This is a genomic window from Bifidobacterium sp. LH_230 (genome assembly GCF_056357555.1).
In genome coordinates, this window is record NZ_JBKEWJ010000015.1 from 43,516 (window position 1) to 69,531 (window position 26,016).

The window sequence follows — 26,016 nt, forward strand, 5'->3', positions numbered from 1 at the left end:
CGGGGCGTTTGCGCGCAACGCGGGCGGTCCGTGGCCGGCGTCCGCGGCACGACCACATGCGGTGCCATAATCGAACCATGATTCTGCATCTGCATCTGGTCCGCCACGGGCAGACCACGTTCAACCGCTACAACCGGCTGCAGGGCTGGTGCAACGCGCCGCTCACCGAATCCGGACTCGCCGACGCCGACAAGGCCGGACACAAGCTCGAACACTACGACTTCGCCGCCGCGTACTGCTCTGACACGTCGCGAGCGCAGATCACCGCCGCCCGCATCCTCGACATCAACGAGGCCGCCGGGCACGCCCGCCCCGAACTCGTGTCCGACATGCACTTTCGCGAGCAGTGCTACGGCTACTTCGAAGGCCAGGACATGTCGCTCGCCTGGACGGCCGCCGGCGGCCCCCACGGCGCGAAGAACTACAACGACATCGTCGCCAAGTTCGGGCTGGCAGCCACGCGCGACTTCCTCAAGGAGGCCGACCCGTTCCACGATGCGGAATCCGACGCCGAATACTGGGAACGCGTCGAGGGCGCGTTCGCGCTGATCGCGTCCAATCCCGACCTCAAGGACGGCGACGACGTCCTGCAGATCTCGCATGGCAACACGCTGCTCAGCCTCGCGCACCGCTTCGGCGGCGACGATCTCGATTTGAGCGAGCGACCGGCCAACGGATCGGTCACCGACGTCGATTTCGACACGATGAAGCCGTTCGGCGAGGCACTCACGATCGTCGGATACAACCAGTGACCGCCCGATGGGCGCAGGCCGTCGGCTTGCGTGCGTCGCACCCGTTGGCTAGTGTGGTGCGGGTATTGTGTGCACGGCTATGCCGTGATGCAGGAAAGAGGTTCAGATGGGTGTTGGAGAAATCGCCGGACTGATCGCCGCGATCGCGTTCGCCGTGCTTGCGGGATTCATGATCTACCCGCTGATCCGCCTCGGCAAGCTGTTCGATCAGATCTCCGAGACGGTCAGGGAATCGGGCGAGCACGCGATCCCCGCGCTTGACGAGGGCGTGACCACCGTCAAGCAGGTGAACAAGTCCCTCGAGGACGTCAACCGCATCTCCGCCGCAGCATCCACCACGGCCAACAACGTCGGCGCGCTGACCGACCTGTACGGTTCGTTCCTCGGCAAGCCCATCATCAAGATCGTCTCCGCCACCTACGCGCTCAAGTCCACGGCGCGCTCCTTCCTCGCGAAGCAGACGGCCGGCAAGACGACCAAGGGGGAGTGATGTTCAAACGACTCTTCTGGATCGGACTCGGCTTCGCGGCCGGCGTGATCGCGGTATCCAAGGCGAACGCCTATGTGAAGGCGAACACGCCCGACGCGATGCGCCAGTTCGTGCTCGGCCCCGATCAGGACCACGTGACCATGCGCACGCTCGAAGGGCTGGTCAACGAATTCAACGCGACCCGTCGAGCCCGCGAGGCTGAACTGACCAAGACCTATACGGAGCGCGCGGGCCGGTAGCCGCAAACGTTCCGCAGTCTTCCATCCAGCACAGCCCTATCGGACGGCAACGCAAACATCCGGGCGGCTCGCATCGAGGTCCCGTCCAAAAACAAGGAGTTCAAACCACCAATGCGCACTTCAGAAATCGCGAAGCGCTATCTTGACTATTTCGGCAAGCACGACCATCTCATCGTGCCTTCGGCATCCCTGATCTCGCCGAACCCGACGACGCTGTTCACCATCGCCGGCATGGTGCCGTTCATCCCGTACCTCATGGGCGAGCAGACCCCGCCGAAGCACCGCATGGCCTCCAACCAGAAATGCGTGCGCACGCTCGACATCGACGAGGTCGGCAAGACCACCCGCCACGGCACCTTCTTCCAGATGCTCGGCAACTTCTCCTTCGGCGACTACTTCAAGGAGGAGGCCATCCACTACGCGTGGGAGCTGCTGACCACCCCGCGAGAGCAGGGCGGCTATGGCTTTGACCCGGAGAAGCTGTGGATGACCACGTTCACCGACGACGAGGAAGCCCGTTCGATGTGGAAGAACGAGGGCGTCGACCCCGAGCACATCCAGATCATGGGCATGGAGGACAACTTCTGGACCACCGGCGGCCCCGGCCCCGGCGGCCCGTGCTCCGAGATCTACGTCGACCGCGGCCCCGAATACGGCGTCGAGGGCGGCCCGATCGCCGACGAGAACCGCTACATCGAGATCTGGGACCTCGTGTTCGAGAACTACGAGGTCGACAACGTCAAGTCCAAGACCGACCTGCACATCGTCGGCGAGCTCGAGAACAAGAACATCGATACCGGCGCCGGCCTCGAGCGTCTCGCCTACCTCATGCAGGGCAAGCAGAACATCTACGAGACCGACGAGGTCTTCCCGGTCATCGAGGCCGCCGAACGTCTGTCGGGCCGCAAGTACGGCGAGGACGAGAAGGCTGACGTGAAGTTCCGCGTCGTGGCCGACCACGTGCGTTCTGCCCTCATGATCATGTCCGACGGCGTGCGTCCGTCCAACGTCGGCCGCGGCTACGTGCTGCGCCGCCTGCTGCGCCGCACCATCCAGGCCATGCGCGTGCTCGGCGTGACCGATCCGGTCATCCCCGAGCTGCTGCCCGTGTCCAAGGACGCGATGGTCGCCAGCTACCCGGAGCTCAACGACACCTTCCACGACGTGTCCGAAGCGGCCTACGGCGAGGAGGACGCGTTCCGCCGCACGCTCGACAACGGCATCCAAATCCTCGACGTGGCCGTCAAGAAGGCCAAGGAATCCGGCGCCGACGCCACCGTCTCCGGCGCCGACGCGTTCACGCTGCACGACACCTACGGCTTCCCGATCGAGCTGACCCTCGAAATGGCCGCCGATCAGGGCGTCAAGGTGGACGAGGCCAAGTTCCGCGAGCTCATGGCCGAGCAGAAGTCCCGCGCCCGCGCCGACGCGCTCAAGAAGCGCCACAATGTGGACCTGTCCGTCTACGACGACTTCAAGAAGACGCTCGCCAAGCCGATCGACTTCCTCGGCTACACCGAATACTCCGCCCGCGGCACCGTGCTCGGCATCATGCAGGAGGGCAAGGGTTCCGTGCCGGTCGTCATGGCCCCGGCGAACGTCGAGGTCATCCTCGACCGCACCCCGTTCTACGCGGAGGCCGGCGGCCAGCTCGCCGACCAGGGCGAGATCCTCACGGACGACGGCGCCGTGCTCGAAGTGGACGACGTGCAGAAGCCGATCAAGGGACTGACGGTCCACCAGTGCCGCCTGACCGAAGGCACGCTGCGCGTCGGCGCGCCGGTCAGCGCGAGCATCGACCTCGACCGCCGCGGCGCGATCGCCCGTTCGCACACCGCCACGCACATGGTGCACAAGGCGCTGCGCGAGGAGCTCGGCCCGCAGGCCACCCAGCGCGGCTCCGAGGATGCCCCGAACCGTCTGCGCTTCGACTTCCAGTGGTCCAAGGCCCCGTCGAAGTCCGTGATGAACGCCGTCGAGGCGCGCGTCAATGAGAAGCTGCGCGACAACCTCGCCGTCACCACCTGCGAGATGAAGTTCGACGACGCGATCGCGCTTGGCGCGATGCACCTGTTCGGCGAGAAGTACGGCGACATCGTGCGCGTCGTCTCCATCGGCGAGGACGGCTGGAGCCGCGAGCTGTGCGGCGGCACCCACGTCGACCACGTCGGCAAGATCGGCATGGTCAACATCATGTCCGAAGCGTCCATCGGTTCCGGCGTGCGTCGTGTCGATGCGCTCGTCGGCGCCGGCGCGTACGACTTCAACGCCCGCGAGCATGCGCTCGTCTCCCAGCTGAGCGACAAGCTCAACGCCCGTCCGGACGAGCTGGCCGAGCGCGTGAACACGCTGCTCGCCAAGCTCAAGGAATCCGACCGCCGTCTCGCGGCCATGTACGAAAGCCAGCTGGCCGCGGCCATGCCGGCGCTTGTGGCCGAAACCCGCGCCTCCGCGGCCCCGGTCAAGGTCGCCGCGAAGAACGTCGGCCACTTCGGCTCCTTCGACGCGCTGCGCAAGACCGTGCTCGACGTGCGCGCCCAGCTCGGCGATGAGGCTCCGGTCGTGGTCGCCCTCGCCGGCGTGTCCGAAGACGACAAGCCGATGGTCGCCGTGGCCACCAACGAAGCCGCCCGCAAGGCCGGCATCAAGGCCGGCGACCTCGTGCGCGGCGCGTCCAAGATCCTCGGCGGCGGTGGCGGCGGCAAGCCGGACTTCGCCCAGGGCGGTGGCGCCGATGCCTCGAAGATCGACGAGGCGGTCGCCGCGCTGAAGAACGAGGCGCAGAAGGGCTGAACCGCCTAGTGGTATGGCTCGGTGTTGATCTGGGTGACGCCCGGGTCGGACTCGCATTGTCCGACCCGGAGCTCACCCTCGCACACCCCGCGGGCAACGTGCGGGTGTATGGAGACTCTTTTCAGGCCCTGGACGAGGTCATCGGCGTCATCGAAGACGAATCGGTGGAACACGTCGTGGTGGGGCTGCCGCTCATGCTGGACGGTACGGAAGGCAAAAGCGCGAAAAAGGCCCGACGGTGGGCGGCGAACCTCGCCACCCGCATCCAACGGCTGATTGACGACGGGGAATGCGACATCGAGTCGGTTCCCGGGATAAGCCTGCTTGACGAGCGACTGACCACGGTCAGCGCGCACCGGCAGCTGCAGCAGGCGCAATTGAAGACGAAGAAGCACCGGCCGTTCGTGGACCAGCAATCGGCCGTGGTGATTTTGCAGACGGCGTTGGACGGTCGCATCCAACCATAACGGCACTATGAGGAAGGCGGAGTAGTCCAATGGCTGAGGATTTCGAGGAATTTTTCTCCGATAACACCCAGTGGGTCGACGATCACGGCGCGCCGGTCAGTTCGTCCGCACCGCAAAAACCGCCGAAATCACGCAGGGAGATGCGCCGCCGCCGCGAACAGCATCAACGCAAACTGCTCACGGTCGTGATATCGCTCATCGTCGTGATCGTACTGGCCGTCGTCTGCGGCAGGATCGGCTACCGTCAGCTTCAGGCGTGGAACGCGGCGCGCAACGGCAGCGTCACCGTGGTCGCCGACTACAGCGGACCGGGCACCGGAGCGGCGGCGTTCACCGTGGAATCCGGTCAGGGGCCGGCCGAAATCGGCCAGAACCTCATGGACCAGGGCATCGTCAAATCGGTCGAGGCGTTCACCAACGCGGTGGCCGCGACCAACGCCACGCTGTATCCGGGCACGTACCAGCTCAAGCTGCAGATGAAGGCGGCCGACGTGGTCACGATCCTGTCGGATCAGAGCAAGGCCGGCGGGTTCCTTGAAGTCAAGCCGGGGGAGCGGGTGAGCACCGTGCTTGCGAATGTGGCGAAGATCGATGGGGTCAACGTCGACGACTTCACGAGCGTGCTCAAGGGCAAGGGTGACGGCATCCTGCCGTCCGAAGCGGGCGGCAGTTTCGAAGGATGGCTGGAACCGGGCGTCTACACCGTGACGAACCGCAGCGCGTCCGACGTCGTCAAGGACATGGTCGACGCGCGCATCGCCAAGTTCGACGAACTCGGCGTGGCCGCGAAGGACCGCCAGCGTGTGCTGACGATCGCGTCGATCGCCGAAGCGGAAGTCAACCGCGACGAATACTACGGCAAGGTCACGCGCGTGATCGAAAACCGGCTCGCGCAGGACATGACGCTCGGCATGGACTCGACGGTCGCCTACGGCAACGACGTCGAACCGTCGAAGATCACGCAGGACATGCTCGACGACGCCAGCAACCCGTACAACACGCGGCAGAACAAGGGACTGCCGCCCACGCCGATCAGCAATCCGGCCGACAAGGCCATCCAGGCCGCGATGAACCCGGAGGAGGGCGACTGGCTGTACTTCGTCACCGTCAACCTGAAAACCGGCGAAACGAAGTTCACCACCGGAACGCTGGACGAACAGACCAGCCAGTTCCAACAGTACGTCAACGAATACAAAACCAACAACGAGAACGCGAACTAGACCAGCAGCGTCACGCACACCGCGATCAGACCCGCGATCACGATCACCGGAGCGAACGGCACCCTGCCCGCATACGGCGTATCGGATTGCGGGTCGAATCGTATCCAAAGCGCCATCCACGCCAATCCGACCAAACCCATCGCCAGCCACCAGACGACCATCGCCGTCAAACCGAACAGCCCCACGCCCAAACCGGTCATCAACGTGCAGGTCACGTCGCCGAACCCCAGCGCTCCTGGTCTGGCCAGCGCAAGCAGACATTGCAGCACGGCCGCGATGGCCGCGAACAGCAGCGACTGCACGACCACGAACAGGCTGTTGATCGCCAGCCCGTAGACGACGTTCGCCACCAGTTGCGCCAGCACGCCCGCCGCGATCCACGCACGCGGCACACGGCGGCGGCGCACGTCTTCGACACTGACCGCCAGTCCACAAAGCAGACTCGGCAACAACGCAAGGTAAGGCATACCGCTACAATAGCCCGCAGTTGACGACGACAAGTAAAAGGAGAACGGCATGTTGCGCTGGCAGACGGCGGGCGAATCACACGGCGAGGCGCTGGTCGCCATGATCGAAGGACTACCGGCGGGCGTGGAGGTGACCAGCGGCGACGTCGTGGACGCGCTGGCACGCCGCCGTCTCGGATACGGCCGCGGGGCGCGTATGAAGTTCGAGCAGGACAAGGTGCGTCTGCTCACCGGTGTGAGGCACGGCAAGACGCTGGGCTCGCCGGTCGCCATCGAGATCGCGAACACCGAATGGCCCAAGTGGACCGAAGTGATGAGCGCCGACCCGCTCGACCACGACATCCCCCGTGAGGGGCGCAACGCGCCGCTGAGCCGTCCGCGCCCGGGCCACGCCGATCTGACCGGCATGCGCAAGTACGGATTCGACGATGCGCGTCCGGTGCTCGAGCGTTCCAGCGCCCGCGAGACCGCCTCGCGTGTCGCGCTCGGCGCGGTGGCCGCGAAGTTCCTCGAACAGACGGTCGGCATCCGCACCGTCGCCCACGTGCTGTCCATCGGCGGGGCCGGCGTGGACGAGACGGCCGGCGACCGCGTGCTGCCGACGCCGGACGACGTCGCCGCACTGGACGCGTCGCCCGTGCGCACGCTCGACAAGGATGCCGAGGCCCGCATGATCGCGCGCATCGACGAGATCAAGGCGAACGCCGACACCGTCGGCGGCGTGATCGAGGTGATCGCCTACGGCGTGCCGGCCGGACTGGGCACGTACGTCGAATCCGACCGCCGGCTTGACGCCGCGCTGGCCGGCGCGGTCATGGGCATCCAGGCCATCAAGGGCGTCGAGATCGGCGACGGCTTCCTCGAGGCCGTGCGCGCCGGCTCCCAGGCGCACGACGAGATGGTGCCGGGCGAAGACGGCCATATCACGAGACTGACGAACCGTGCGGGCGGCATTGAAGGCGGCATGTCGAACGGCGAACCGATCCGCGTGCGGGCCGCGATGAAGCCGATCCCGTCCATCCCGCGCGCGCTGCGCACCGTCGACGTGGCCTCCGGCGACGCGGCGGCCGCGATCAACCAGCGTTCCGATTCGACCGCCGTGCCGGCCGCGTCCGTCGTGGCCGAGGCGATGGTGCGACTCACGCTGGCGAAGTTCGTGCTCGAGAAGTTCGGCGGCGACAGCGTCGAGGAGATCCGCCGCAACGCGGCCGGCTACCTCGCCTCTTGGCCGGAGCACATGCGATGAGCGATTCCGGAACACGACATCCCGTCGCCGTCATCATCGGCATGATGGGGGCCGGCAAGACCCGTGTCGGCCGTGAGGTCTCGCAGATGCTGGGACTGTCGTTCCGCGACGCCGATATCGAGATCGAACGCGAGGTCGGCATGTCGATCCCCGACTATTTCGCACAATACGGCGAACCCGCGTTCCGCGAGGTCGAAAGCGATCTGATCCGCCGTACGCTGGCCGATTTCGACGGCCTGTTCGCGCTCGGCGGCGGCGCGCCGATGACCCCGGCCACGCAGGACGCGCTGGCTGACTACATCGCCGACGGCGGCCGCGTGATCTACCTGCAGGCCGATCCGAAAGAGGCGATGGAACGGGCCAACCGCGGCGGCGGACGCCCCATGCTCAACGGCGGCGACGCCAACGAACGCTGGATGCGGCTGTACCGGCAGCGCGACCCCGTGTTCACCCGCATCGCCAACATCCACGTACGCACCCACGGTTCCACGCCGCAAATGGCGGCGAGAAAGGTGATGAACATGATCGAGGAACGCGTCGTCCACGTCGATGTCGTCGCCGCGGACGACTATAACGTGCGCATCGGCGAAGGGGCGCTCAACCATCTCGCCGGCGTGCTCGGCGACAAGCCGGCACGCATCGCGCTCATCCACACGCAGCCCGTGCAGCGGCACTCCGACCGCGCCCGCGCCCTGCTGCGCCAGGCCGGCTACGAGGTGTCGGACATCGTCATCCCCGACGCCGAGGCCGGCAAGACCATCACCGTGGCGAATGGCATCTGGGAACGGCTCGGCAATGAGGGCTTCACTCGCTCCGACGCCGTGGTCGGCGTGGGCGGGGGAGCGGCCACCGATCTGGCCGGATTCGTCGCCGCCACCTGGATGCGCGGCATCCGCTACGTCAACTGCCCGACCTCGCTGCTCGCGATGGTCGACGCGTCCACCGGCGGCAAGACCGGCATCAACACGAAGGTCGGCAAGAACCTCGTCGGCTCGTTCTACACGCCGGCCGGCGTGCTGGCCGACACGACCACGCTCGCCTCGCTGCCGAACGACATCTTCATCGAAGGCCTCGGCGAGGTTGCCAAATCCGGATTCATCTCGGACCCGGAGATCCTGCGCATCCTCGAGGACCACGCGGACGAACTGCGCGCGTTCGACGGCGCGACGCTCATCGGCTCGCCGCTCGAGGACGTGGTCGCCGAACTCATCGAGCGCACCGTGAAGGTCAAGGCACGGCACGTCTCCGCCGACCTCAAGGAGGCGGGCCTGCGCGAGTTCCTCAACTACGGGCACACGCTCGGCCACGCGATCGAGAAGCTCGAGCACTTCCGCTGGCGTCACGGCAACGCGGTCGCCGTCGGCATGGTGTATGCGGCCGAACTGGCCTCGCTGCTCGGGTACATCGACCGCGATCTGGTCGACTACCATCGTTCGCTGCTCGCCTCGCTCGGACTGCCGACCTCGTGGAACGGCGGCTCGTTCGAGGACGTGCTCGCGCTCATGCACCGCGACAAGAAGGCGCGCGGCAACAAGTTGCGTTTCGTCGTGCTCGATGGCATCGGGCACCCCGTGCACCTCGACGACCCGCCGGCCGACGCCGTCGAAGAGGCGTTCCGCCGCATCCAGCACTAGTACTTTGCCGGGCTTAATGTGATGGTCTGACGCTCCCTCAGTCCGCTTCGCGGCCAGCTCCCTCAACCGAGGGAGCCGAGAATACAGAACGCGTCAATATAAGTCCGACAGAGCATCGCCAGGAATCAGCAAAGGAGCCAACCATGACCACAGTCATCGTCGTCAACGGACCGAATCTCGGTCGTCTCGGCGTCCGCCAGCCCGACGTCTACGGGCGTCAGGATCTTGAGGAGCTGCGCCGCCTGTGCACCGCATGGGGAGCTGAACTCGGCCTCGACGTCGAAGTACGGCAGACGGACGACGAGTCCGAGATGGTGCACTGGATGCACCAGGCCGCCGACGAGAAGACGCCGGTCGTCATGAACCCGGCCGCGTTCACGCACTATTCGTATGCGCTGGCCGATGCGGCGCACATGGTCGGCGACGCCGGCCTGCCGCTCATGGAGGTGCACATCTCCAACCCGTCCGCCCGCGACGAATTCCGCAAGCGCTCCGTCATCAGCCCGGTGGCCACCGGCACCATCACCGGGCTCGGCTTCTACGGCTACAAGCTCGCCCTCGAAGCCATCGCGCACCTCGTCAACGAGTAGACGGACAGCGGCCACGCGCACCAGCGTGTTGCGCATGATTCCATTACCAGGCCCGTCCAGGCATGATCCCACGCGGAACCGTGGATGCTTGGACGGGCCTGTTTGCGGTAACACGCCGGGTCATATGTGGATGATAGAGTGAAATTCCATGGTTAGAAGACAACATGGTAATTCCCAAGAACACGTCACCAAGCATATCTTCGTCACCGGCGGCGTGGTTTCCTCCCTCGGCAAGGGCCTGACCGCATCTTCACTTGGCCGTCTGCTGCGCAGCCGCGGCATCCACGTTCTCCAGCAGAAGCTCGATCCGTACATCAACGTGGACCCGGGCACGATGAACCCGTTCCAGCACGGCGAGGTCTACGTGACCGAGGACGGCGCCGAAACCGATCTCGACATCGGCCACTACGAGCGCTTCCTCGACGTCTTCCTGAGCCAGAAGGCCAACGTCACCACCGGCCAGATCTACCAGGAAGTGCTGCGCAAGGAACGCGCCGGCGAATACCTCGGCCAGTGCGTGCAGGTCATCCCGCACATCACCAACGAGATCAAGTCGCGCATGCGCGCCCAGGCATCCGACGACGTCGACGTGATCATCACCGAGATCGGCGGCACCGTCGGCGACATCGAATCCCAGCCGTTCCTCGAGGCGGCCCGCGAGGTGCGCCGAGACCTCGGCGCGGAGAACTGCATGTTCGTGCACGTCTCCCTCGTGCCGTACATCTCCGCCGCCCACGAGCTCAAGACCAAGCCGACCCAGCACTCCGTCATGATGCTGCGCCAGCTCGGCATCACCCCGGACGCGCTCGTGCTGCGCTCCGACCGCCCGCTCAACAAGTCCATCAAGGACAAGATCTCCCTGATGTGCGACGTGGACGAGGAGGGCGTCGTCAACTGCGTGGACGCGCCGAGCATCTACGACGTGCCGAAGATCCTGTTCAACGAGGGCCTCGACGCGTACGTCGTGCGCGAGCTCGGACTGCCGTTCCACGACGTCGACTGGGACGAGTGGGCCGATCTGCTCGAGCGTGTGCATCACCCCAAGCACGAGGTCAATATCGCGATCGTCGGCAAGTACATCGACCTGCCGGACGCGTACCTGTCCGTCACCGAGGCCATCAAGGCCGGCGGCTTCGCCAACTGGGCCAAGGTCAACGTCAAGTGGGTCGCGGCCGACAAGTGCGAGACCGAGGAGGGTGCGGCCGCCGCGCTCGACCAGGTCGACGGCATCGTGATCCCGGGCGGCTTCGGCATCCGCGGCATCGACGGCAAGATCGGCGCGCTCAAGTACGCGCGTGAGAACAAGCTGCCGGCGCTCGGCCTGTGCCTCGGTCTGCAGTCGATGGTCATCGAATACGCCCGCCACGTCCTGGGCATCGAGGACGCGAACTCCACCGAATTCGAACCGGAGTGCGCGAACCCGGTCATCGCCACGATGGAGGAGCAGAAGGACATCGTCGCCGGTAAGGGCGATATGGGCCACACCATGCGCCTCGGCTCCTACCCGGCCGTGCTCGAGGAAGGTTCGCTGGTAGCTGAACTGTACGGCACCACGCATGTGACCGAGCGCCACCGCCACCGCTACGAGGTCAACGTGGCGTACAAGGACCGACTGCGCGAGGCCGGTCTGCGCATCTCCGGCCAAAGCCCGGACGGCGAGCTCACCGAGTTCGTCGAGCTGCCGCAGGACGTGCATCCGTTCTATGTGGCCACTCAGGCGCACCCGGAGTTCAAGTCCCGCCCGACCAAGCCGCACCCGCTGTTCGCGGGTCTGGTCAAGGCCGCGCTCGACCACCAGGAAGCCAGCCGTCACTGATGCATCGTCCGCTGTGAGATGATTCACAGTCCGACGCCGATTTCGCATGGTCATGGACTCGTTCGAGTTCATGACCATGCTGCATAATGGTGGACAGTGCACAACCAATCGGGCATTGTCCGGTTACCAAGAGAATGAACAGCAGTATGAACGAGAACAATGAGATGAGCAAAGCCGGTACCTACGCCGACGGCGAGGTGACCGCGGTGTTCGCGCCGCTCGACCTGAGCGCCGTCGCCACGCCGGCGCATGCACGCGGTACGCGTTCCTCCGTCCGCTCGCACAAGCGTCACGCCATCTGGCCGTGGATCGTATCGGCCGTCATCGTCCTGCTCGCCGCCGTCGCGGGAGCAGGCGTCTGGTTCTTCCAGTCCCACGCCCTGCCTGGCGTCACGCTGTGGGGCACGCCGGTGACCGGCCGCTCGTACAGCCAGCTGGTGTCGCAGATCGACGATGCCGTCGACAAGGCGGCCGTGAACGTCTCCTATAACGGCACGAGCGCGAAGGTCACGCTCAAGGACCTCGGTCTGAGCGTCGACTCCGAAACGATCGCCACCCAGGTCATGGACGCCAAGCGGTCCGACGCATGGTGGCAGCGCTACGCGTTCTGGAACACCACCGACGTCACCGCCGAACCCGCCAACCCGACGGCCGCCGTCTCCGACACGCTCAACCAGAAGCTGGGCATCGCGGAGGTCAAGCCGGTGGACGCCTCCGTGCAGCTCAACGTCGACGGCAACGGCTTCGACGTCGTCGCCGGCCAGCAGGGACAGGGCGCGGACCCGACCGAAGTCGCCAAGGCCGCGGTCAAGTCCGTCGAGGCGCTCGGCACCGGATCGGTGAAAACCGTCAACGTGACGCTCAAGTCAACCAACCCGTCCGTCACCGACGACATCGCCGCCAAGGCCAAGGACACGCTCGACAAGCTCGCGTCCAAGCCGGTCGCCATCACCATCGGCGACCACACGATCGCAACGCTCGACGCTGCCGCGCTGGCCGCATCGAGCCGTATCGACGCCAACGAGAACGGCAAGCTGTCCAGCAACGAGACCCGCAACGGCTACGTGGTCTTCGACGCCGACAAACTGCAGCAGTACTACGATTCCAACATCAAGAACACGCTGCAGTCGAGCCGTGAGGACCGCGACGTCATCGTCAACAACAACGGCGACGAGATAGACGTGCTCAAGGAAGGCCATGACGGCGTGACCATCGCCGCCGACGGCGACACGAACGTCGGCCACGACGCGGTCGCGGCCCTTGCCAACGGCGGCGGCTCCGTCACCGTCGAAGGCACCGTCGACCCGATGCAGACCAAGAAGACCAAGCGCCACGTCGTCGTCGACCTGTCCGACAACAAGGTGTACGCCTACGAGAACGACAAGCTCATCCGCACGATGAGCATGTCCGCGGGCCAGGGCAACGACCGCAAGACCGGCGAATGCACGGGCGGCGACCTGTGCACGCCGACCGGCGACTTCACCATCTGGCTCAAGTACGAGTCGCAGGACATGAGCGGCAACCTCACCCTGTCCGACGGTTCCAAGGAATCGTGGGACGTGAAGGGCGTCGGATTCGTCAACTACTTCTCGCACTCCGGCTGCGCGATCCACCGCATCGCCACGCAGACCGCCATGAACGACTCGCAGGTCGCCGCGCTCGGCAACACCTCCCACGGATGCGTCGGCATCGGCTGGGATCAGGCCGAATGGTTCTACGGCTGGGCCGTCATGGGCACCTCTGTGCACGTTCAGGTGTGACCTGTAGAGCGACTTCAGCCAAATCATCGCAAACCCCGCTTGAAGGCGGGGTTTGTTCGTTTTCCGGGCCTGTTGCCGCTCCGATTCGCGCAGCAGGCCACGGCCGACGCACTGTCGCGTGCATCACGTTTGCGCTCAGCCAATATTCGACGTGACTACTAGAGTCGGACCCCGGTATATGTTAGGTTTACGTAGGAACGTTGTGAAGTCGATTGGAGGGAAGCGTACGGTGAGCGAAAACCAAGCGCCAAACGCCGCGGCTGACGTGGAGATGAGCCAGTATGTGGCCGATCGCGCCCGCGTCAACGAGGAGAAAATCAAACAGGATGACGAGATCATCCAGCAGTTCGGAGACTACAGCTACGGCTGGCATGATTCCGACGCGGCCGGCGAGGCCGCGAAACGAGGCATCGACGAGAACGTCGTGCGGGCCATCAGCGCCGACAAGGGCGAGCCGGAATGGATGCTCGACATGCGTCTGCGCGGGTTCAGGGCGTTCCTCGACAAGCCGATGCCCGACTGGGGCGTCGACTTGACCGGCTTCAACGCCGACGACTTCAAGTACTACGTCAAGCCGATCGACAAGCAGGCCAAGACGTGGGAGGAACTGCCCGACGACATCCGCTCCACCTACGACCGTCTCGGCATCCCCGAAGCCGAAAAGAAGCGTCTCGTCTCCGGCGTCGCCGCGCAGTACGAGTCCGAGGTCATCTACAACTCCATCCAGGAGGACTTGAAGAAGCAGGGCGTGATCTTCGTCGACACCGACACCGCCGTGCGCGAATACCCCGACCTCGTGCGTAAGTACTTCGGCACCGTCGTCTCCCCGGAGGACAACAAGTTCGGCGCGCTCAACACCGCCGCATGGTCCGGCGGCTCGTTCGTCTACGTCCCCAAGGGCGTGCACGTCGACATCCCGCTGCAGGCGTACTTCCGCATCAACACGCCGGCCATGGGTCAGTTCGAACGCACGCTCATCATCGCCGACGAAGGCTCCTACGTGCACTACGTCGAAGGCTGCACCGCCCCGATCTGGTCCGAGGATTCGCTGCACGCGGCCATCGTCGAGATCATCGTCGAGAAGCACGCCCGCGTGCGCTACACCACCGTGCAGAACTGGTCGAACAACGTGTACAACCTCGTCACCCAGCGCGCCTACGTGCGCGAGGGCGGCACGATGGAATGGGTCGACGGCAACATCGGCTCCAAGGCCACCATGAAGTACCCGGCCTGCATCCTCGCCGAACCCTACGCCACCGCGTCCACGATGTCGCTCGGCTTCGCCGGCAAGGGCCAGTATCAGGACACCGGCGCGAAGATGATTCACCTCGCCCCGCACACCAAGTCCACGATCGTCGCCAAGTCGATCTCCCGCGGCGGCGGCCGTTCCGCCTACCGCGGCCTCGTCAAGATCGTCGACGGCGCGTACGGCTCCTCGAACTCGACCGTGTGCGACGCGCTGCTCGTCGACGACTTCAGCCGATCCGACACGTACCCGCATGTGGACGTGCGCGAGGACGACGTGACGATGGCGCACGAGGCGACCGTCTCCAAGGTCTCCGAAGACCAGCTGTTCTATCTGATGAGCCGCGGCCTCGAGGAGAAGGAGGCCATGGGCATGATCGTGCGCGGCTTCGTCGAGCCGATCAGCCGCGAGCTGCCGATGGAGTACGCGCTCGAACTGAACCGTTTGGTCGAACTGCAGATGGAAGGATCGGTGGGCTGATTCCATGCAAACGAACACAACTGAACTCAACATTCCCGTCGCTGACCCGAACGACCCGTACGCGATCCCGGCGGCCATGCCGTCGAGCGCCGACAAGGAACCGCGTTCGTTCAATGTGGCCGACTTCCCGCAGCCGACCCGCAAGCAGGAGGACTGGCGCTACACGCCGCTCGAACGCATCGAGGAGTTCTTCGACGTGTTCAAGCCGAGCGGCGAAACCACGCTGGTGATCTCCAACGTGGACGGCACGCCCGTCGACCCGGAGCATGTGACCGTCAGCCAGACCAAGCTCGGCGAGGGCGGCTCCGGCACCGTGTCCAAACCGAACGACCGCGCATCCGTCGTCGAATGGAACTCCGGACACACCGCCACCGTCGTCAACCTGACCGGCGAACTCGCCCAGCCCGTGCTCATCCGCGTGATCGGCGGCGGCGAGGATCTCGACGCGCTGCACCTGGTCATCGCCGCGGCCGACGGCACGCACGGCGACATCGTCGTCGAGCACAACGGCACCGCGCGACTCGCGGAAGGCGTCGAAATCACCACCGGCAAGGACTCCCACGTCTCCGCCACGTTCATCCAGGAATGGGACAAGGGTTCCAAGCATGTCGGCAACCACCGCATCCACGTCGGCGAGAACGCCTCGCTGCGCCACTCCGTCGTCACGCTCGGCGGCGACGTCGTGCGCATCCGCATGGACCAGGACTTCGGCGGCCCGCAGGGCGACCTCAACATGCTCGGCATCTACTTCGTCGACCCGGGCGAGCACATCGAACACCGCACGATGGTGGTGCACAACCATCCCGAATGCAAGTCGCGCGTGGTCTACAAAGGCGCGCTCGACGGCAAGGACGCGCACTCCACGTGGGTCGGCAACGCCCTGATCGCGCCCACCGCGCCCGGCACCGACTCCTACGAGCTCAACCGCAACCTCGTGCTCACCCCCGGCGCGATCGCCGACTCCGAGCCGAACCTCGAAATCGAAAACGGCAACATCATCGGCGCCGGCCACGCCAGTTCCGTCGGCCGTTTCGACGACGAGGAACTGTTCTACCTGCAGTCGCGCGGCATCCCCGAAACCGAGGCCCGCAAGCTCGTCGTGCGCGGCTTCTTCGGCGAACTCGTCGAAGAGATCGGTGTGCCGTCCGTCGCCCAGCACCTCATGGACGTGATCGACCGCCGCCTCGCGCGCGGCGAGGACGCGGCCATGCAGGCGGTGCTCGAAGACAAGTAACCCACAGACTTACATTCGTCAATCACAGGAGAATCCAATGTCCACTCTGGAAATCAAGGACCTGTACGCCTCCGTCGAAACCAAGGAAGGCCGCAAGCAGATCCTCAAGGGCGTGAACCTGACCGTCAACTCCGGCGAAACGCACGCCATCATGGGCCCCAACGGCTCCGGCAAGTCCACGCTCGCCTACACGCTCGCCGGCCACCCCAAGTACGAGGTCGATTCGGGCGAAGTGCTGCTCGACGGCGTCGACATCCTGAAGCAGACCCCGGACGAACGCGCCAAGGAAGGCCTGTTCCTCGCCATGCAGTATCCGGTCGAAGTGCCGGGCGTGTCGATGACCAACTTCCTGCGCACCGCCAAAACCGAGGTCGACGGCAAGGCGCCGGCCATCCGCACCTGGACCAAGGAACTGTCCGAAGCCATGAAGCGTCTGCGCATGGACCCGAAGTTCGCCACTCGCTCCGTCAACGAAGGTTTCTCCGGCGGCGAGAAGAAGCGCGCCGAAGTGCTCCAGCTCGAACTGCTCAAGCCCAAGTTCGCGATCCTCGACGAAACCGACTCCGGTCTCGACGTCGACGCGCTGCGCATCGTGTCCGAAGGCGTGAACCGCGCCAAGGAGGCCAACAACTTCGGCATCCTCATGGTTACGCACTACACGCGCATCTTGAAGTACATCAAGCCGGACATCGTGCACGTCTTCGCCGACGGCCACTTCGTCAAGACCGGCGGCCCGGAGCTGGCCGATGAACTCGAAGAGCACGGCTACGACGCGTACCTGCCCGAAGGCGCCGACTCCGAATCCGCACTGGCGTAAGTCGCTTTCGTTCAGTTAGTTCGCTCAGTTCCAGCGTTAGTCGCATGACGGTTGGTCCTTACCTGCGGGATGTTCCAACGCGATCGTAGTGGAGTGAGGATTGGCTGTATAAGTTCCAGCGGTGGCCGCAGGCAGTCGGGATGTTCTATTCTCGACACGCTCCGGGGCGCTCGCCCAAGTCTTACGGCCGCGAACAGAACATCCCGACTGCCTGCTCGGTAACGTTGTCCGATTGCGTAATACAAATCTGTACTCACTTGAGTTTGTATTACGCAACAGTTGTACGCAAGAGAGTGTGGGGGTGGACATATGCGTATCGCGACCGTAAGACTTGGCCGAGCGGCCTGGAGCGTGTCGAGATATGCATATGTCCACCCCCACACGGCAACGTCGGAACTTGTAAACGGTAAGCGCATAGAAAACAAGGGGAATATATGGTTGATTTTGGAGCGATTCGGGGGGAGTTCCCGATTTTGGATCAGGAGGTGCACGGGCATCCGCTCGTGTATCTCGATTCGGCGGCGACCTCGCAGAAGCCGCAGTGCGTGATCGATGCGGAGGCTGACTTCTACCGCACGATCAACGCCGGCGTGCACCGTGGGGCGCATGAGCTGGCGGCGCGTTCGACCGTCGCGTTCGAGGAGGCACGTGGCAAGGTCGCGCGTCTGGTCGGTGCGAACTCGGAAGAGGGCCAGGAGGAGGTCGTCGTCACCGGCGGTGCGACGGCTGGTCTGAACCTGCTGGCGACCGCGTTCGGCAACGCGAGCCTCGGACGCGGGGGAGCGGCGGCCAAGCGGTTCGCCCTGAAGCCCGGCGACGAGATCGTCGTATCCAAGGCCGAGCATCATTCGGTCTTGCTGCCGTTCCAGGAGCTGGCGTTCCGCACGGGTGCCACGCTCAAGTGGTTCGATCTGACCGAGGACGGTCGCATCCGCTCCGATACGGCCGATGAGGTCATCACCGAACGCACCAAGGTCGTGGCGGTCACGCATGTGGGCAACACCACCGGCGCGATCACCGACATCGCGCCCATCGTGCGCCGCGCCCACGAGGTCGGCGCCGTGTTCGTCCTCGACGCATGTCAGTCGGTGCCGCATCTCAAGGTCGACTTTCATGCGATGGACGTCGACTTCGCCGCGTGGAGCGCGCACAAGATGTACGGTCCGACCGGCGTCGGCTTCCTGTACGGCAAGCGCGAGCTGCTCGAGGCGTTGCCGCCGGCGAACTTCGGCGGATCGATGGTCGAGCTGGCGTGGATGGACAAGCCCGCGCAGTACATGGAGCCGCCGGCACGCTTCGAGGCCGGCACGCAGCCGGTCGCGCAGGTCGTGGCCGCCGGCGTGGCCGCCGAATGGATGATGAACATCGGCTTGGAGAACATCGAGGCACACGAGAAGACCATCGCCGCGGAACTCCTGAAGCTCGGAGACATCGACGGCGTGCGCATCCTCGGTCCGCGCGAGAACGTGGACCGCATCGGCACCGTCGCGTTCGACGTGGCCGGCGTGCACCCGCATGATGTCGGCCAGTTCATCGACGCGCAGGGCATCGCCATCCGCGTCGGCCATCACTGCGCCCAGCCGGTGCACCGTCACTTCGGCCTGTATGCGTCCAACCGTGCGTCCAGCGGCGTGTACAACAGCGTCGACGACGCGGCCGCGCTGGTCGAGGCGGTGGCGAAAGTCCGCCCGTTCTTTAAGGTGTGATATATGAACGATTTTGGTATGAGCGGCGACGACCTCGAGCAGATGTATCAGGAGGTCATTCTCGAAGCCGCACGCGATCCGCATGGCAAGGAGTCCTTCGCGCCCGACCTCGCGTCCGAGGACAGCGCGTCGGCCGGAGACAGCACGATCCGCGCCAGCCACGAATACTGCACGCCGGGTGAATCCCACCAGTTCAATCCGACCTGCGGCGACGAGGCGACTGTGCACGTCGAGGTCTCCGACGCCGAACCGCATCGCATCGAACGCCTCGTATGGGACGGTCACGGCTGCTCCATCTCGCAGGCGAGCCTGTCGGTGATGGTCGACCTGTGCGCCGGCAAAACCGTGGACGAGGCGATGGACCTGTTCCGCGACTTCCATGAGCTGATGGAATCGCGTGGCGCCGGCCTGAACGACGACGCCAAGGAGGAGAAGCTCGAGGATGCGGTCGTCTTCCAAGGCGTATCCAAGTATCCGATGCGCATCAAATGCGCCCTGCTCGGCTGGGAAGGCATGCGCGACTCGGTGGCCAAGGCGCTGGCAGCGAAATGACGGTTCCGGCTCTCCTCACAAGAGGGGAGCCGGAGTATATTGAATACCAACTGTTTCCCACAATGTCTGGAGTGATATGAGCGACAATCTGGTGCCCGAACCCGAGCCGTCGGTGTTCGACGCGGTGAACAAGGTGCTGGGCGACGAGGAGGCCGCGCGTCGCGTGATGGCCAATCCGAATCTGGCCGCGGGATTCCCGAACGGGCGCCCCGCGCCGGCCGGTTCGTCGGCGGACGGCGACGTCGAGATGTGCGCGTGCGGCCGTCACCCGAAGAGCGAATGCGGTCATGAGGGCGAACACAGCAGCGAGGACGACATCCCGCTCAAGGCCGTGGACGACATCGGCCGCGCCACCGCGGAGGACGTCAAGGAGGCCCTGCATCAGGTCATCGACCCGGAGCTTGGCATCGACGTGATCGATCTCGGTCTGGTCTACGGCATCGAAATCGACGAACTCAGCCGCGCGATCATCACGATGACGCTCACCACGCCCGCCTGCCCGCTGACCGATCTCATCGAGGACGAGTGCGCGAGCACGCTGGCCGGTCTGGTCGAGGAATTCCGCATCGACTGGACGTGGCAGCCGCGTTGGACGATGGACAAGATCACGCCGGAAGGCCGCGATCAGCTGGCCGCGCTCGGCTTCAACTTTGACAATCTGCCGAAGTACTGACCGACCCGACCGGTATGCGGCGGTGCGATGGACGAATGCGTTCGTCGCACCGCCGCTGTCGTATCCGCCGCATGCTGTCACGATGAAATCGGAAAAGCCCCGGCCATACGGTCGGGGCTTTCGTTATCCGGCTTGTTGCGCTGCCGATCAGTCGTCGACGATCGTGCCCTTCGGCACTACCGTGATTCCTTCCGGAGTCACGGTGAAGCCGCGCTCGAGATCATGCTCGGTGTCGATGCCGACGGTCGAGTTCTCGGTGAGCACGACGTTCTTGTCGAGGATCGCCTTGTACACGCGCGCACGACGGTTGATGATGACGCCGTCGAACAGTACGGAGTCCACGACCTGTGCCCACGAGTGGATGCGCACGTTCGGCGAAAGCACGGAGTGGTGCACCTCGCCGCCGGAAACGATCACGCCGGGGGAGACGATCGAATCAGTCGCGTGGCCCAGACGGTCGCGGCCGGCGTGCACGAACTTGGCCGGCGGCAGCGTGCCGGAATCGGTGTAGATCGGCCACGCCTGGTTGTACAGGTTGAACTCCGGCACATAGGCGATCAGGTCCATGTGCGCATCGTAGAACTGCTTGATGGTACCCACGTCGCGCCAATAGGCGTGATCGGTCTCCGTCGCGCCCGGGATGACGTTCGTATTGAAGTCGTACACGCCGGCCTCGCCTCGGGCCGCGAAGTATGGGGCGATGTCGCCGCCCATGTCATGCTTGGTGTCCTCGGCCTTCTCGTCCTTGGCCAGCGCGTCGAACAGGGCGTCGGTGTTGGCCACGTAGTTGCCCATCGAGGCGAGGAACGAGTTCGGGTCGTCCGGCAGACCCTCGGTCGTGGCCGGCTTCTCCTGAAACTCGCGGATCTGGTTCGGATGGTTCGGGTCGACGCTGATCACGCCGAACTGGTTCGACTGCGACAACGGCTGACGAATACCGGCGACCGTGAACTCGGCGCCGGACTCGATGTGCTGCTCGACCATCTGGCCGAAGTCCATGCGGTAGACGTGATCAGCGCCGACGATCACGACGATGTCGGGCTGCACGTCCTCGATGATGTTGATCGTCTGGTAGATCGCGTCGGCAGAACCGAGATACCAGTGCTTGCCGAGACGCTGCTGCGCGGGCACAGGGGAGACGTAGTTGCCCAGCAGGGAGGAGAAACGCCACATCTGCGAGATGTGACGGTCAAGGGAGTGGGACTTGTACTGGGTAAGCACGATGATGTGACGGTAATCCGAGTTCACCAGGTTGCTCAGCGGGAAATCGATCAGACGGAACACGCCTCCGAAGGGGACTGCGGGCTTCGCGCGATCACGGGTCAACGGCATCAGGCGAGTTCCTTCACCGCCCGCCAGGACGATGGACAGAATCTTCTGCTTGTTTTTCGCCATCCGATGCTCCTCTCTTTTCGGTCATCCACAGCGTCTTACGACACCGAACTGCTTGTACCCACGCTTCATCGCATGGGCGACACTGTCAATACTCGCACAAATTCGACGACACGCAAGGCAACCACGCTGGCATGTCGCCGTAATTTCATGACTTTTCAGCGAATTGCAGTCGAATAGAAAGCAACGGCGCTCGACGCGGCCACGTTGAGCGAGTCCACGCCGTGGCTCATCGGGATCTTCACCGTCAGATCGGCGTTCGCGATGGTGTGCCGGCTCAGCCCGTCGCCTTCGGTGCCGAAGATCAGTGCCAGCTTGTCGATATGGTCGGATTCGGCAGGATCGTTGTTCAGACGGCGCACCAGCTTGTCCAGACTGATCGAATCGTCGGTCAGCGCCATTGCCACGGTGGTGAAGCCGAGATCATGGAGTTCCTTCAGTCCCTCAAACGGCCATGTGTGCTTCGACTCCATGCCGATGCGGGTCCACGGGATCTGGAAGACGGTGCCCATCGACACGCGGGCCGCACGGCGGTACAGCGGATCGCCGCAGGAGGGAGTGACGAGCACGGCGTCCACGTCGAGCGCCGCCGCCGAACGCATCAGCGCGCCGACGTTCGTATGATCGACGATGTTCTCCATGACCGCCACGCGACGGGCATCGCGGCAGACCTCGGCCACGGACGGCAACGGCCAGCGGCGCATCGCGGCCAGCGCGCCCCGATGCAGACGGTAGCCGGTGAGCTGCTTCAACTGTTCGGGGGAGGCGACGTACACGGGGATGTCCGGGCCCCAATGTTCGTCCACGAACGCGAACGTGTCGGCCATGCCCTCGATCCACGGCTCCTCGACCAGCAGCGAGATCGGTTCGCGGCCGGCGGCAAGCGCCCGGTCGATGACCTTGGGGGATTCGGCGATGAACAGGCCCTTGGCCGGCTCCAGACGGTTGCGCAGCTGGATTTCGGTCAGGTTCGTGTACGCCGCGACACGTTCGTCGTCGATGGAATCGATGGTGATGAACCGCAAGGAAGCCTCCGCTGGTCGTCGCTCGAAAATCACTGGAGATACAAGAAAACCCCGTGTTTCCACGGGGTTTCGCTCGTGTCCGAGATGGGACTTGAACCCACACGCCTGTATAAAATAGGCACTAGCACCTCAAGCTAGCGCGTCTACCATTCCGCCACCCGGACGAGTGCGTTGTTCAGACAACGATTGATTACTATACTCATTCAGACTCAGACGTCAAATCGATCGGGTTTCACGGCGTGTTGCAAGCAATATCAACGGTTCCGATTGCGGAATAGGGGTTTGTGTACCCTAGTGTTCATGACGAATCCCCTGTTTCTTCTCGATCCTGCGCATGACGATGTGCCGGTGAACAGCGACGAACTCAACACCGGATGGAAACTCACCCTGCCGTCGGCGGTACGCCGGCATGCCATCCAGGTGATGAGACTGAAGGACGGCGACGAACTGGATCTGTCCGACGGTGCGGGACTGCGCATCCACGCCGTGATCGCCGACGCCGCGGCCGGATTGGCCGAAGTTCGCGAGGTCGGCCGCGAACCGCAGCCGGTCGCCAGACTCGCGCTGATCCAGGCGCTGGCGAAAACCGGACACGACGAACAGGCCATCGACATGGCCACGCAGATCGGCGTAGACCAGGTGATTCCGTGGCAGGCCGACCGGTCCATCGCCAAGTGGAAGGCCGGACGCACCGACCGCAAATGGGATCAGGTACTTGCCGCCGCAACCGAGCAGTCGCGCCGCACGTGGAAGCCGGAACTTTCCGAATGCGTCACCAGCAAGCAGGCGCTCGCCATTTGCCGACGCGCATGCGTGCACGGCGATCTGGTCGTCGTGCTCCATCAGGACGCGACCGACACATGGGATGGCATCGAACAACTGGCGCGGGCGCTCGCCGACCAGTGTCTGGATGACGGCAGGCCACGCACCATCAACGTGATGGTCGGGCCGGAAGGCGGCATCAGCGAGGATGAAGTCGCCGCGTTCCGTGACGCGGGGGCGCATGTGTGCGTGCTGGGCGGCAACATCCTGCGGGCCGCGACCGCCGGCCCGGTCGCGCTGACCCTGCTGGCGCGGGCGCTTGGCCGCATATAGGCGGCGGACAGTATCGTCGCGGACTGCGGCGCGCCGCTTCCCGCATTGCCGATCGTATGCGGATGTATCGCGGACTGCATGTGCCGCGCGGAACGGGACGTACATATTCCCACAGCCCAAACGACCACCCTGCGCAATAGCATGGAAGACGGCAACGAAACGCAACAAAGGAGCGATATGAGCGAGTCCACGGACTGCCTGTTCTGCAAGATCATCGCGGGTCAGATCCCCAGCACGAAGGTGTATGAGGACGACACCACCTACGCCTTCAAGGACATCAACCCGAAGGCCAAGGTGCACGTGCTCATCGTGCCGCGCAAGCATTACGCGAACGTGGCGGAACTCGCCAAGGCCGATCCGGCCGAACTCGCCCACATCGTCGAAGTGGCGCAGTCCATCGCCGACAAGGAGTTCCACGGCGCGTACCGTCTGATCTTCAACACCGGCCTCGACGCCGGCCAGACCGTATTCCACGTGCACGCCCACGTGCTCACCGGCGAGACCCTGGACGAGTAGCCCGTGGCGACGACGACACGAACCATCGCCATCCCGTCCGAACTTGACCCGGTCGCCGTGCTCGGCCCGGTCGACGAGGTGCTGCGCGAAGTCGAACGCGCGTTCCCCGACCTGACCATCATCGTGCGCGGCAACCGCGTCGCGATCATGTCGCACGGCAAGCAGACCGAATCCCAAGCCGCTCAGGCCGAGGACGTGGTCAACACGATCATCCAGGCGGCGTACAGCGCGCCGATGGACGCCGACACCGTGCGCAGGATGCTCGACCAGCAGGTGCTGCCCAACCATGTGCGCCAGGAACGGCTCGCGCAAAGGGCCGGGCAGACCGGACGCATCTCGCGCACGGGCCGCGCATCGTTTGCGGCGAGCGGCGAGCGGCACGCCGATCTCGCCCAGGATTCCCGTCATGCGGACGATCCAGCGCAGCGCAAACCGCGCGTTCCCGGCGTGATCACGTATGCGCTGGGAGTGCCGGTGCGGGCGAAGACCGCCGGCCAGATCGCCTACGTCAACGCGATCGAATCGCATACGATCACGTTCGCCATCGGCCCGGCCGGCACCGGCAAGACGTATCTCGCCGTGGCCAAGGCCGTACAGGCGTTCCAGGAGAAGAAGATCCGGCGCATCATCCTGACGCGTCCGGCCGTCGAAGCGGGGGAGAATCTCGGCTTCCTGCCCGGCACGCTCAACGAGAAGGTCGACCCGTACCTGCGGCCGCTGTACGATGCGCTCTCCGACATGCTCGGCGCCGACCAGATGCGGCGCTACATGGACGACGGCACGATCGAGGTCGCGCCGCTCGCGTACATGCGCGGCCGCACGCTCAACGACGCGTTCGTGATCCTCGACGAGGCGCAGAACACGACCGAACAGCAGATGAAGATGTTCCTGACCCGACTCGGCTTCAACACGACGATGGTCATCACCGGCGACATCACGCAGGTCGACCTGACCGTGCCACGCTCGGGTCTGGCCACCATCGAGCACATCCTCGGCGGCATCGACGACATCGCGTTCGCGCATCTCGAAGCGGCCGACGTGGTACGCCACCGGCTCGTCGGCCAGATCGTCGCCGCATACGAGCGACATTCGGCCATCGCCGGAGACCACAGCACCAAGGCACGTCGCGAATACGGCGAGGCCAAGCAGCGCGGACTGCACGTCGGCGCCGCGAACAACGGCGGCACGCAATCCGGTACGACGAACGATCACAGCGAAGGAAAGGACGAGCGACGATGAGCGTCGATGTCACCAACGAAACCCCTTGGACCATCGATCCGAAGGTGTTCTCCGACCTCGGCGTATGGGTGATGGACCAGATGCGCGTGAGCACGCAGTCCGACCTGACCATTCTGTTCGTCGACCCCGAGCCGATCGCCGAACTGCACGAACGCTGGATGAACCTCGAAGGCCCCACCGACGTGATGAGCTTCCCGATGGACGAACTGCGCCCCGGCGACGGCAAGACCGTGATGGAAGGCGTGCTCGGCGACCTCGTTATCTGCCCGTGGGTGGCCGCCCAGCAGGCCGCCGCGGCCGGTCACAGCACGCTCGAGGAGATGATGCTGCTTACCATCCACGGCATCCTCCATCTACTCGGCTACGACCACGTCGGTCCCGAACAGGAACGGCAGATGTTCGGTCTGCAGCGCCAGCTGCTGCTCACGTTCATCGCGGTGCGCCAGACCATCGGCGACCCGGTCGTCCTGCCGGCCGGCACTCCCGACGTGCTCGCCGAATACGATCGTGTCCACGGCAACAACCGTCATCTCGGCCACTGATCCGACTCTGGCCGGGTTCTGCCGA

Annotated in this window: 24 protein-coding genes and 1 tRNA gene; 21 read left to right on the forward strand and 4 right to left on the reverse strand. The window is 64.7% G+C overall.

Annotated features, from left to right (window positions below):
* Positions 1 to 77: 77 nt before the first annotated feature.
* The 6 genes from AC1A0G_RS08020 (at position 78) to mltG (ending at position 5,961) form a co-directional block, all read left to right on the forward strand.
* Positions 78 to 752 (forward strand): histidine phosphatase family protein, encoded by a 675-nt coding sequence (locus AC1A0G_RS08020; RefSeq protein WP_476528749.1) that lies wholly within the window; start codon positions 78 to 80, stop codon positions 750 to 752.
* 106 nt (positions 753 to 858) lie between these two features.
* Positions 859 to 1,242, forward strand: coding sequence for a DUF948 domain-containing protein (locus AC1A0G_RS08025; protein ID WP_476528751.1), 384 nt, complete (start codon positions 859 to 861; stop codon positions 1,240 to 1,242).
* Positions 1,242 to 1,481, forward strand: a complete 240-nt coding sequence (locus AC1A0G_RS08030) for a hypothetical protein (RefSeq protein WP_476528752.1) — start codon at positions 1,242 to 1,244, stop codon at positions 1,479 to 1,481. Before AC1A0G_RS08025 ends, AC1A0G_RS08030 begins: the two co-directional genes overlap by 1 nt.
* 111 nt (positions 1,482 to 1,592) lie before the next feature.
* Positions 1,593 to 4,274 (forward strand): alanine--tRNA ligase, encoded by a 2,682-nt coding sequence (alaS, locus tag AC1A0G_RS08035; RefSeq protein ID WP_476528754.1) that lies wholly within the window; start codon positions 1,593 to 1,595, stop codon positions 4,272 to 4,274.
* Between the two features lie 8 nt (positions 4,275 to 4,282).
* The gene (ruvX, locus tag AC1A0G_RS08040) at positions 4,283 to 4,741 is read left to right on the forward strand and encodes a Holliday junction resolvase RuvX (protein ID WP_476528756.1); all 459 of its coding nucleotides are present in this window, start codon (positions 4,283 to 4,285) and stop codon (positions 4,739 to 4,741) included.
* A gap of 29 nt (positions 4,742 to 4,770) precedes the next feature.
* Positions 4,771 to 5,961: an endolytic transglycosylase MltG gene (mltG, locus tag AC1A0G_RS08045; RefSeq protein ID WP_476528757.1), complete on the forward strand. Its 1,191-nt coding sequence runs from the start codon at positions 4,771 to 4,773 to the stop codon at positions 5,959 to 5,961.
* Here the strand turns inward: mltG and AC1A0G_RS08050 are convergent.
* The gene (locus AC1A0G_RS08050; protein ID WP_476528759.1) at positions 5,958 to 6,428 is read right to left on the reverse strand and encodes a peptidase A24; all 471 of its coding nucleotides are present in this window, start codon (positions 6,426 to 6,428) and stop codon (positions 5,958 to 5,960) included. The two genes, mltG and AC1A0G_RS08050, sit on opposite strands and share 4 nt — an antisense overlap.
* A 49-nt stretch (positions 6,429 to 6,477) precedes the next feature.
* On the opposite strand from AC1A0G_RS08050, the gene aroC reads away from it, so the two are divergent.
* From aroC to AC1A0G_RS08105, 11 genes are all read left to right on the forward strand, one after another.
* Positions 6,478 to 7,674, forward strand: coding sequence for a chorismate synthase (gene aroC, locus AC1A0G_RS08055; RefSeq protein ID WP_476528761.1), 1,197 nt, complete (start codon positions 6,478 to 6,480; stop codon positions 7,672 to 7,674).
* Positions 7,671 to 9,308, forward strand: coding sequence for a bifunctional shikimate kinase/3-dehydroquinate synthase (locus tag AC1A0G_RS08060; protein ID WP_476528763.1), 1,638 nt, complete (start codon positions 7,671 to 7,673; stop codon positions 9,306 to 9,308). The genes aroC and AC1A0G_RS08060 overlap by 4 nt, the downstream gene beginning before the upstream one ends.
* A 143-nt stretch (positions 9,309 to 9,451) precedes the next feature.
* Complete coding sequence (gene aroQ, locus AC1A0G_RS08065; RefSeq protein WP_476528765.1) at positions 9,452 to 9,898, forward strand: type II 3-dehydroquinate dehydratase; 447 nt, start codon at positions 9,452 to 9,454, stop codon at positions 9,896 to 9,898.
* A gap of 148 nt (positions 9,899 to 10,046) precedes the next feature.
* Positions 10,047 to 11,714 (forward strand): CTP synthase, encoded by a 1,668-nt coding sequence (locus AC1A0G_RS08070; protein ID WP_476528767.1) that lies wholly within the window; start codon positions 10,047 to 10,049, stop codon positions 11,712 to 11,714.
* A 146-nt stretch (positions 11,715 to 11,860) separates the two neighbouring features.
* Positions 11,861 to 13,474 (forward strand): L,D-transpeptidase family protein, encoded by a 1,614-nt coding sequence (locus tag AC1A0G_RS08075; protein ID WP_476528769.1) that lies wholly within the window; start codon positions 11,861 to 11,863, stop codon positions 13,472 to 13,474.
* Positions 13,475 to 13,745: 271 nt separating this feature from the next.
* Positions 13,746 to 15,200 (forward strand): Fe-S cluster assembly protein SufB, encoded by a 1,455-nt coding sequence (sufB, locus tag AC1A0G_RS08080; protein WP_476528807.1) that lies wholly within the window; start codon positions 13,746 to 13,748, stop codon positions 15,198 to 15,200.
* Positions 15,201 to 15,204: 4 nt separating this feature from the next.
* Positions 15,205 to 16,434, forward strand: coding sequence for a Fe-S cluster assembly protein SufD (sufD, locus tag AC1A0G_RS08085; protein ID WP_476528771.1), 1,230 nt, complete (start codon positions 15,205 to 15,207; stop codon positions 16,432 to 16,434).
* Positions 16,435 to 16,471: 37 nt separating this feature from the next.
* Positions 16,472 to 17,251, forward strand: coding sequence for a Fe-S cluster assembly ATPase SufC (sufC, locus tag AC1A0G_RS08090; RefSeq protein WP_152358532.1), 780 nt, complete (start codon positions 16,472 to 16,474; stop codon positions 17,249 to 17,251).
* Between the two features lie 434 nt (positions 17,252 to 17,685).
* Complete coding sequence (locus AC1A0G_RS08095) at positions 17,686 to 18,957, forward strand: cysteine desulfurase (RefSeq protein WP_476528773.1); 1,272 nt, start codon at positions 17,686 to 17,688, stop codon at positions 18,955 to 18,957.
* A gap of 3 nt (positions 18,958 to 18,960) precedes the next feature.
* On the forward strand, positions 18,961 to 19,509 hold the full coding sequence (sufU, locus tag AC1A0G_RS08100) for a Fe-S cluster assembly sulfur transfer protein SufU (RefSeq protein ID WP_214373498.1): 549 nt from the start codon (positions 18,961 to 18,963) through the stop codon (positions 19,507 to 19,509).
* A 76-nt stretch (positions 19,510 to 19,585) separates the two neighbouring features.
* Positions 19,586 to 20,182, forward strand: a complete 597-nt coding sequence (locus AC1A0G_RS08105) for a metal-sulfur cluster assembly factor (RefSeq protein WP_476528775.1) — start codon at positions 19,586 to 19,588, stop codon at positions 20,180 to 20,182.
* A 147-nt stretch (positions 20,183 to 20,329) separates the two neighbouring features.
* Here the strand turns inward: AC1A0G_RS08105 and glgC are convergent, their stop codons facing one another.
* The 3 genes from glgC to AC1A0G_RS08120 all read right to left on the reverse strand — a co-directional run bounded on the left by glgC (position 20,330) and on the right by AC1A0G_RS08120 (position 22,763).
* Positions 20,330 to 21,577: a glucose-1-phosphate adenylyltransferase gene (gene glgC / locus AC1A0G_RS08110; protein ID WP_476528776.1), complete on the reverse strand. Its 1,248-nt coding sequence runs from the start codon at positions 21,575 to 21,577 to the stop codon at positions 20,330 to 20,332.
* A gap of 155 nt (positions 21,578 to 21,732) precedes the next feature.
* The gene (locus tag AC1A0G_RS08115) at positions 21,733 to 22,599 is read right to left on the reverse strand and encodes a TrmH family RNA methyltransferase (protein WP_476528777.1); all 867 of its coding nucleotides are present in this window, start codon (positions 22,597 to 22,599) and stop codon (positions 21,733 to 21,735) included.
* Positions 22,600 to 22,675: 76 nt separating this feature from the next.
* Positions 22,676 to 22,763: transfer RNA gene (locus AC1A0G_RS08120), tRNA-Leu, on the reverse strand.
* A gap of 136 nt (positions 22,764 to 22,899) precedes the next feature.
* Here AC1A0G_RS08120 and AC1A0G_RS08125 point away from each other — a divergent pair.
* The 4 genes from AC1A0G_RS08125 to ybeY all read left to right on the forward strand — a co-directional run bounded on the left by AC1A0G_RS08125 (position 22,900) and on the right by ybeY (position 25,991).
* Positions 22,900 to 23,694, forward strand: coding sequence for a 16S rRNA (uracil(1498)-N(3))-methyltransferase (locus AC1A0G_RS08125; protein ID WP_476528779.1), 795 nt, complete (start codon positions 22,900 to 22,902; stop codon positions 23,692 to 23,694).
* Between the two features lie 177 nt (positions 23,695 to 23,871).
* Positions 23,872 to 24,210, forward strand: coding sequence for a histidine triad nucleotide-binding protein (locus tag AC1A0G_RS08130; RefSeq protein ID WP_476528781.1), 339 nt, complete (start codon positions 23,872 to 23,874; stop codon positions 24,208 to 24,210).
* A 3-nt stretch (positions 24,211 to 24,213) separates the two neighbouring features.
* Complete coding sequence (locus AC1A0G_RS08135) at positions 24,214 to 25,449, forward strand: PhoH family protein (protein WP_476528783.1); 1,236 nt, start codon at positions 24,214 to 24,216, stop codon at positions 25,447 to 25,449.
* Positions 25,446 to 25,991, forward strand: coding sequence for an rRNA maturation RNase YbeY (gene ybeY, locus AC1A0G_RS08140; RefSeq protein ID WP_476528785.1), 546 nt, complete (start codon positions 25,446 to 25,448; stop codon positions 25,989 to 25,991). Before AC1A0G_RS08135 ends, ybeY begins: the two co-directional genes overlap by 4 nt.
* Positions 25,992 to 26,016 lie beyond the last annotated feature (25 nt).

Coding starts and splice junctions, on each gene's coding strand:
- AC1A0G_RS08020 (WP_476528749.1), top strand. CDS start 78: ATGATTCTGCATCTGCATCTGGTCCGCCACGGGCAGACCACGTTCAAC.
- AC1A0G_RS08025 (WP_476528751.1), top strand. CDS start 859: ATGGGTGTTGGAGAAATCGCCGGACTGATCGCCGCGATCGCGTTCGCC.
- AC1A0G_RS08030 (WP_476528752.1), top strand. CDS start 1,242: ATGTTCAAACGACTCTTCTGGATCGGACTCGGCTTCGCGGCCGGCGTG.
- alaS (WP_476528754.1), top strand. CDS start 1,593: ATGCGCACTTCAGAAATCGCGAAGCGCTATCTTGACTATTTCGGCAAG.
- mltG (WP_476528757.1), top strand. CDS start 4,771: ATGGCTGAGGATTTCGAGGAATTTTTCTCCGATAACACCCAGTGGGTC.
- AC1A0G_RS08050 (WP_476528759.1), bottom strand. CDS start 6,428: ATGCCTTACCTTGCGTTGTTGCCGAGTCTGCTTTGTGGACTGGCGGTC.
- aroC (WP_476528761.1), top strand. CDS start 6,478: ATGTTGCGCTGGCAGACGGCGGGCGAATCACACGGCGAGGCGCTGGTC.
- AC1A0G_RS08060 (WP_476528763.1), top strand. CDS start 7,671: ATGAGCGATTCCGGAACACGACATCCCGTCGCCGTCATCATCGGCATG.
- aroQ (WP_476528765.1), top strand. CDS start 9,452: ATGACCACAGTCATCGTCGTCAACGGACCGAATCTCGGTCGTCTCGGC.
- AC1A0G_RS08070 (WP_476528767.1), top strand. CDS start 10,047: ATGGTTAGAAGACAACATGGTAATTCCCAAGAACACGTCACCAAGCAT.
- AC1A0G_RS08075 (WP_476528769.1), top strand. CDS start 11,861: ATGAACGAGAACAATGAGATGAGCAAAGCCGGTACCTACGCCGACGGC.
- sufB (WP_476528807.1), top strand. CDS start 13,746: ATGAGCCAGTATGTGGCCGATCGCGCCCGCGTCAACGAGGAGAAAATC.
- sufD (WP_476528771.1), top strand. CDS start 15,205: ATGCAAACGAACACAACTGAACTCAACATTCCCGTCGCTGACCCGAAC.
- sufC (WP_152358532.1), top strand. CDS start 16,472: ATGTCCACTCTGGAAATCAAGGACCTGTACGCCTCCGTCGAAACCAAG.
- AC1A0G_RS08095 (WP_476528773.1), top strand. CDS start 17,686: ATGGTTGATTTTGGAGCGATTCGGGGGGAGTTCCCGATTTTGGATCAG.
- sufU (WP_214373498.1), top strand. CDS start 18,961: ATGAACGATTTTGGTATGAGCGGCGACGACCTCGAGCAGATGTATCAG.
- AC1A0G_RS08105 (WP_476528775.1), top strand. CDS start 19,586: ATGAGCGACAATCTGGTGCCCGAACCCGAGCCGTCGGTGTTCGACGCG.
- glgC (WP_476528776.1), bottom strand. CDS start 21,577: ATGGCGAAAAACAAGCAGAAGATTCTGTCCATCGTCCTGGCGGGCGGT.
- AC1A0G_RS08125 (WP_476528779.1), top strand. CDS start 22,900: ATGACGAATCCCCTGTTTCTTCTCGATCCTGCGCATGACGATGTGCCG.
- AC1A0G_RS08130 (WP_476528781.1), top strand. CDS start 23,872: ATGAGCGAGTCCACGGACTGCCTGTTCTGCAAGATCATCGCGGGTCAG.
- ybeY (WP_476528785.1), top strand. CDS start 25,446: ATGAGCGTCGATGTCACCAACGAAACCCCTTGGACCATCGATCCGAAG.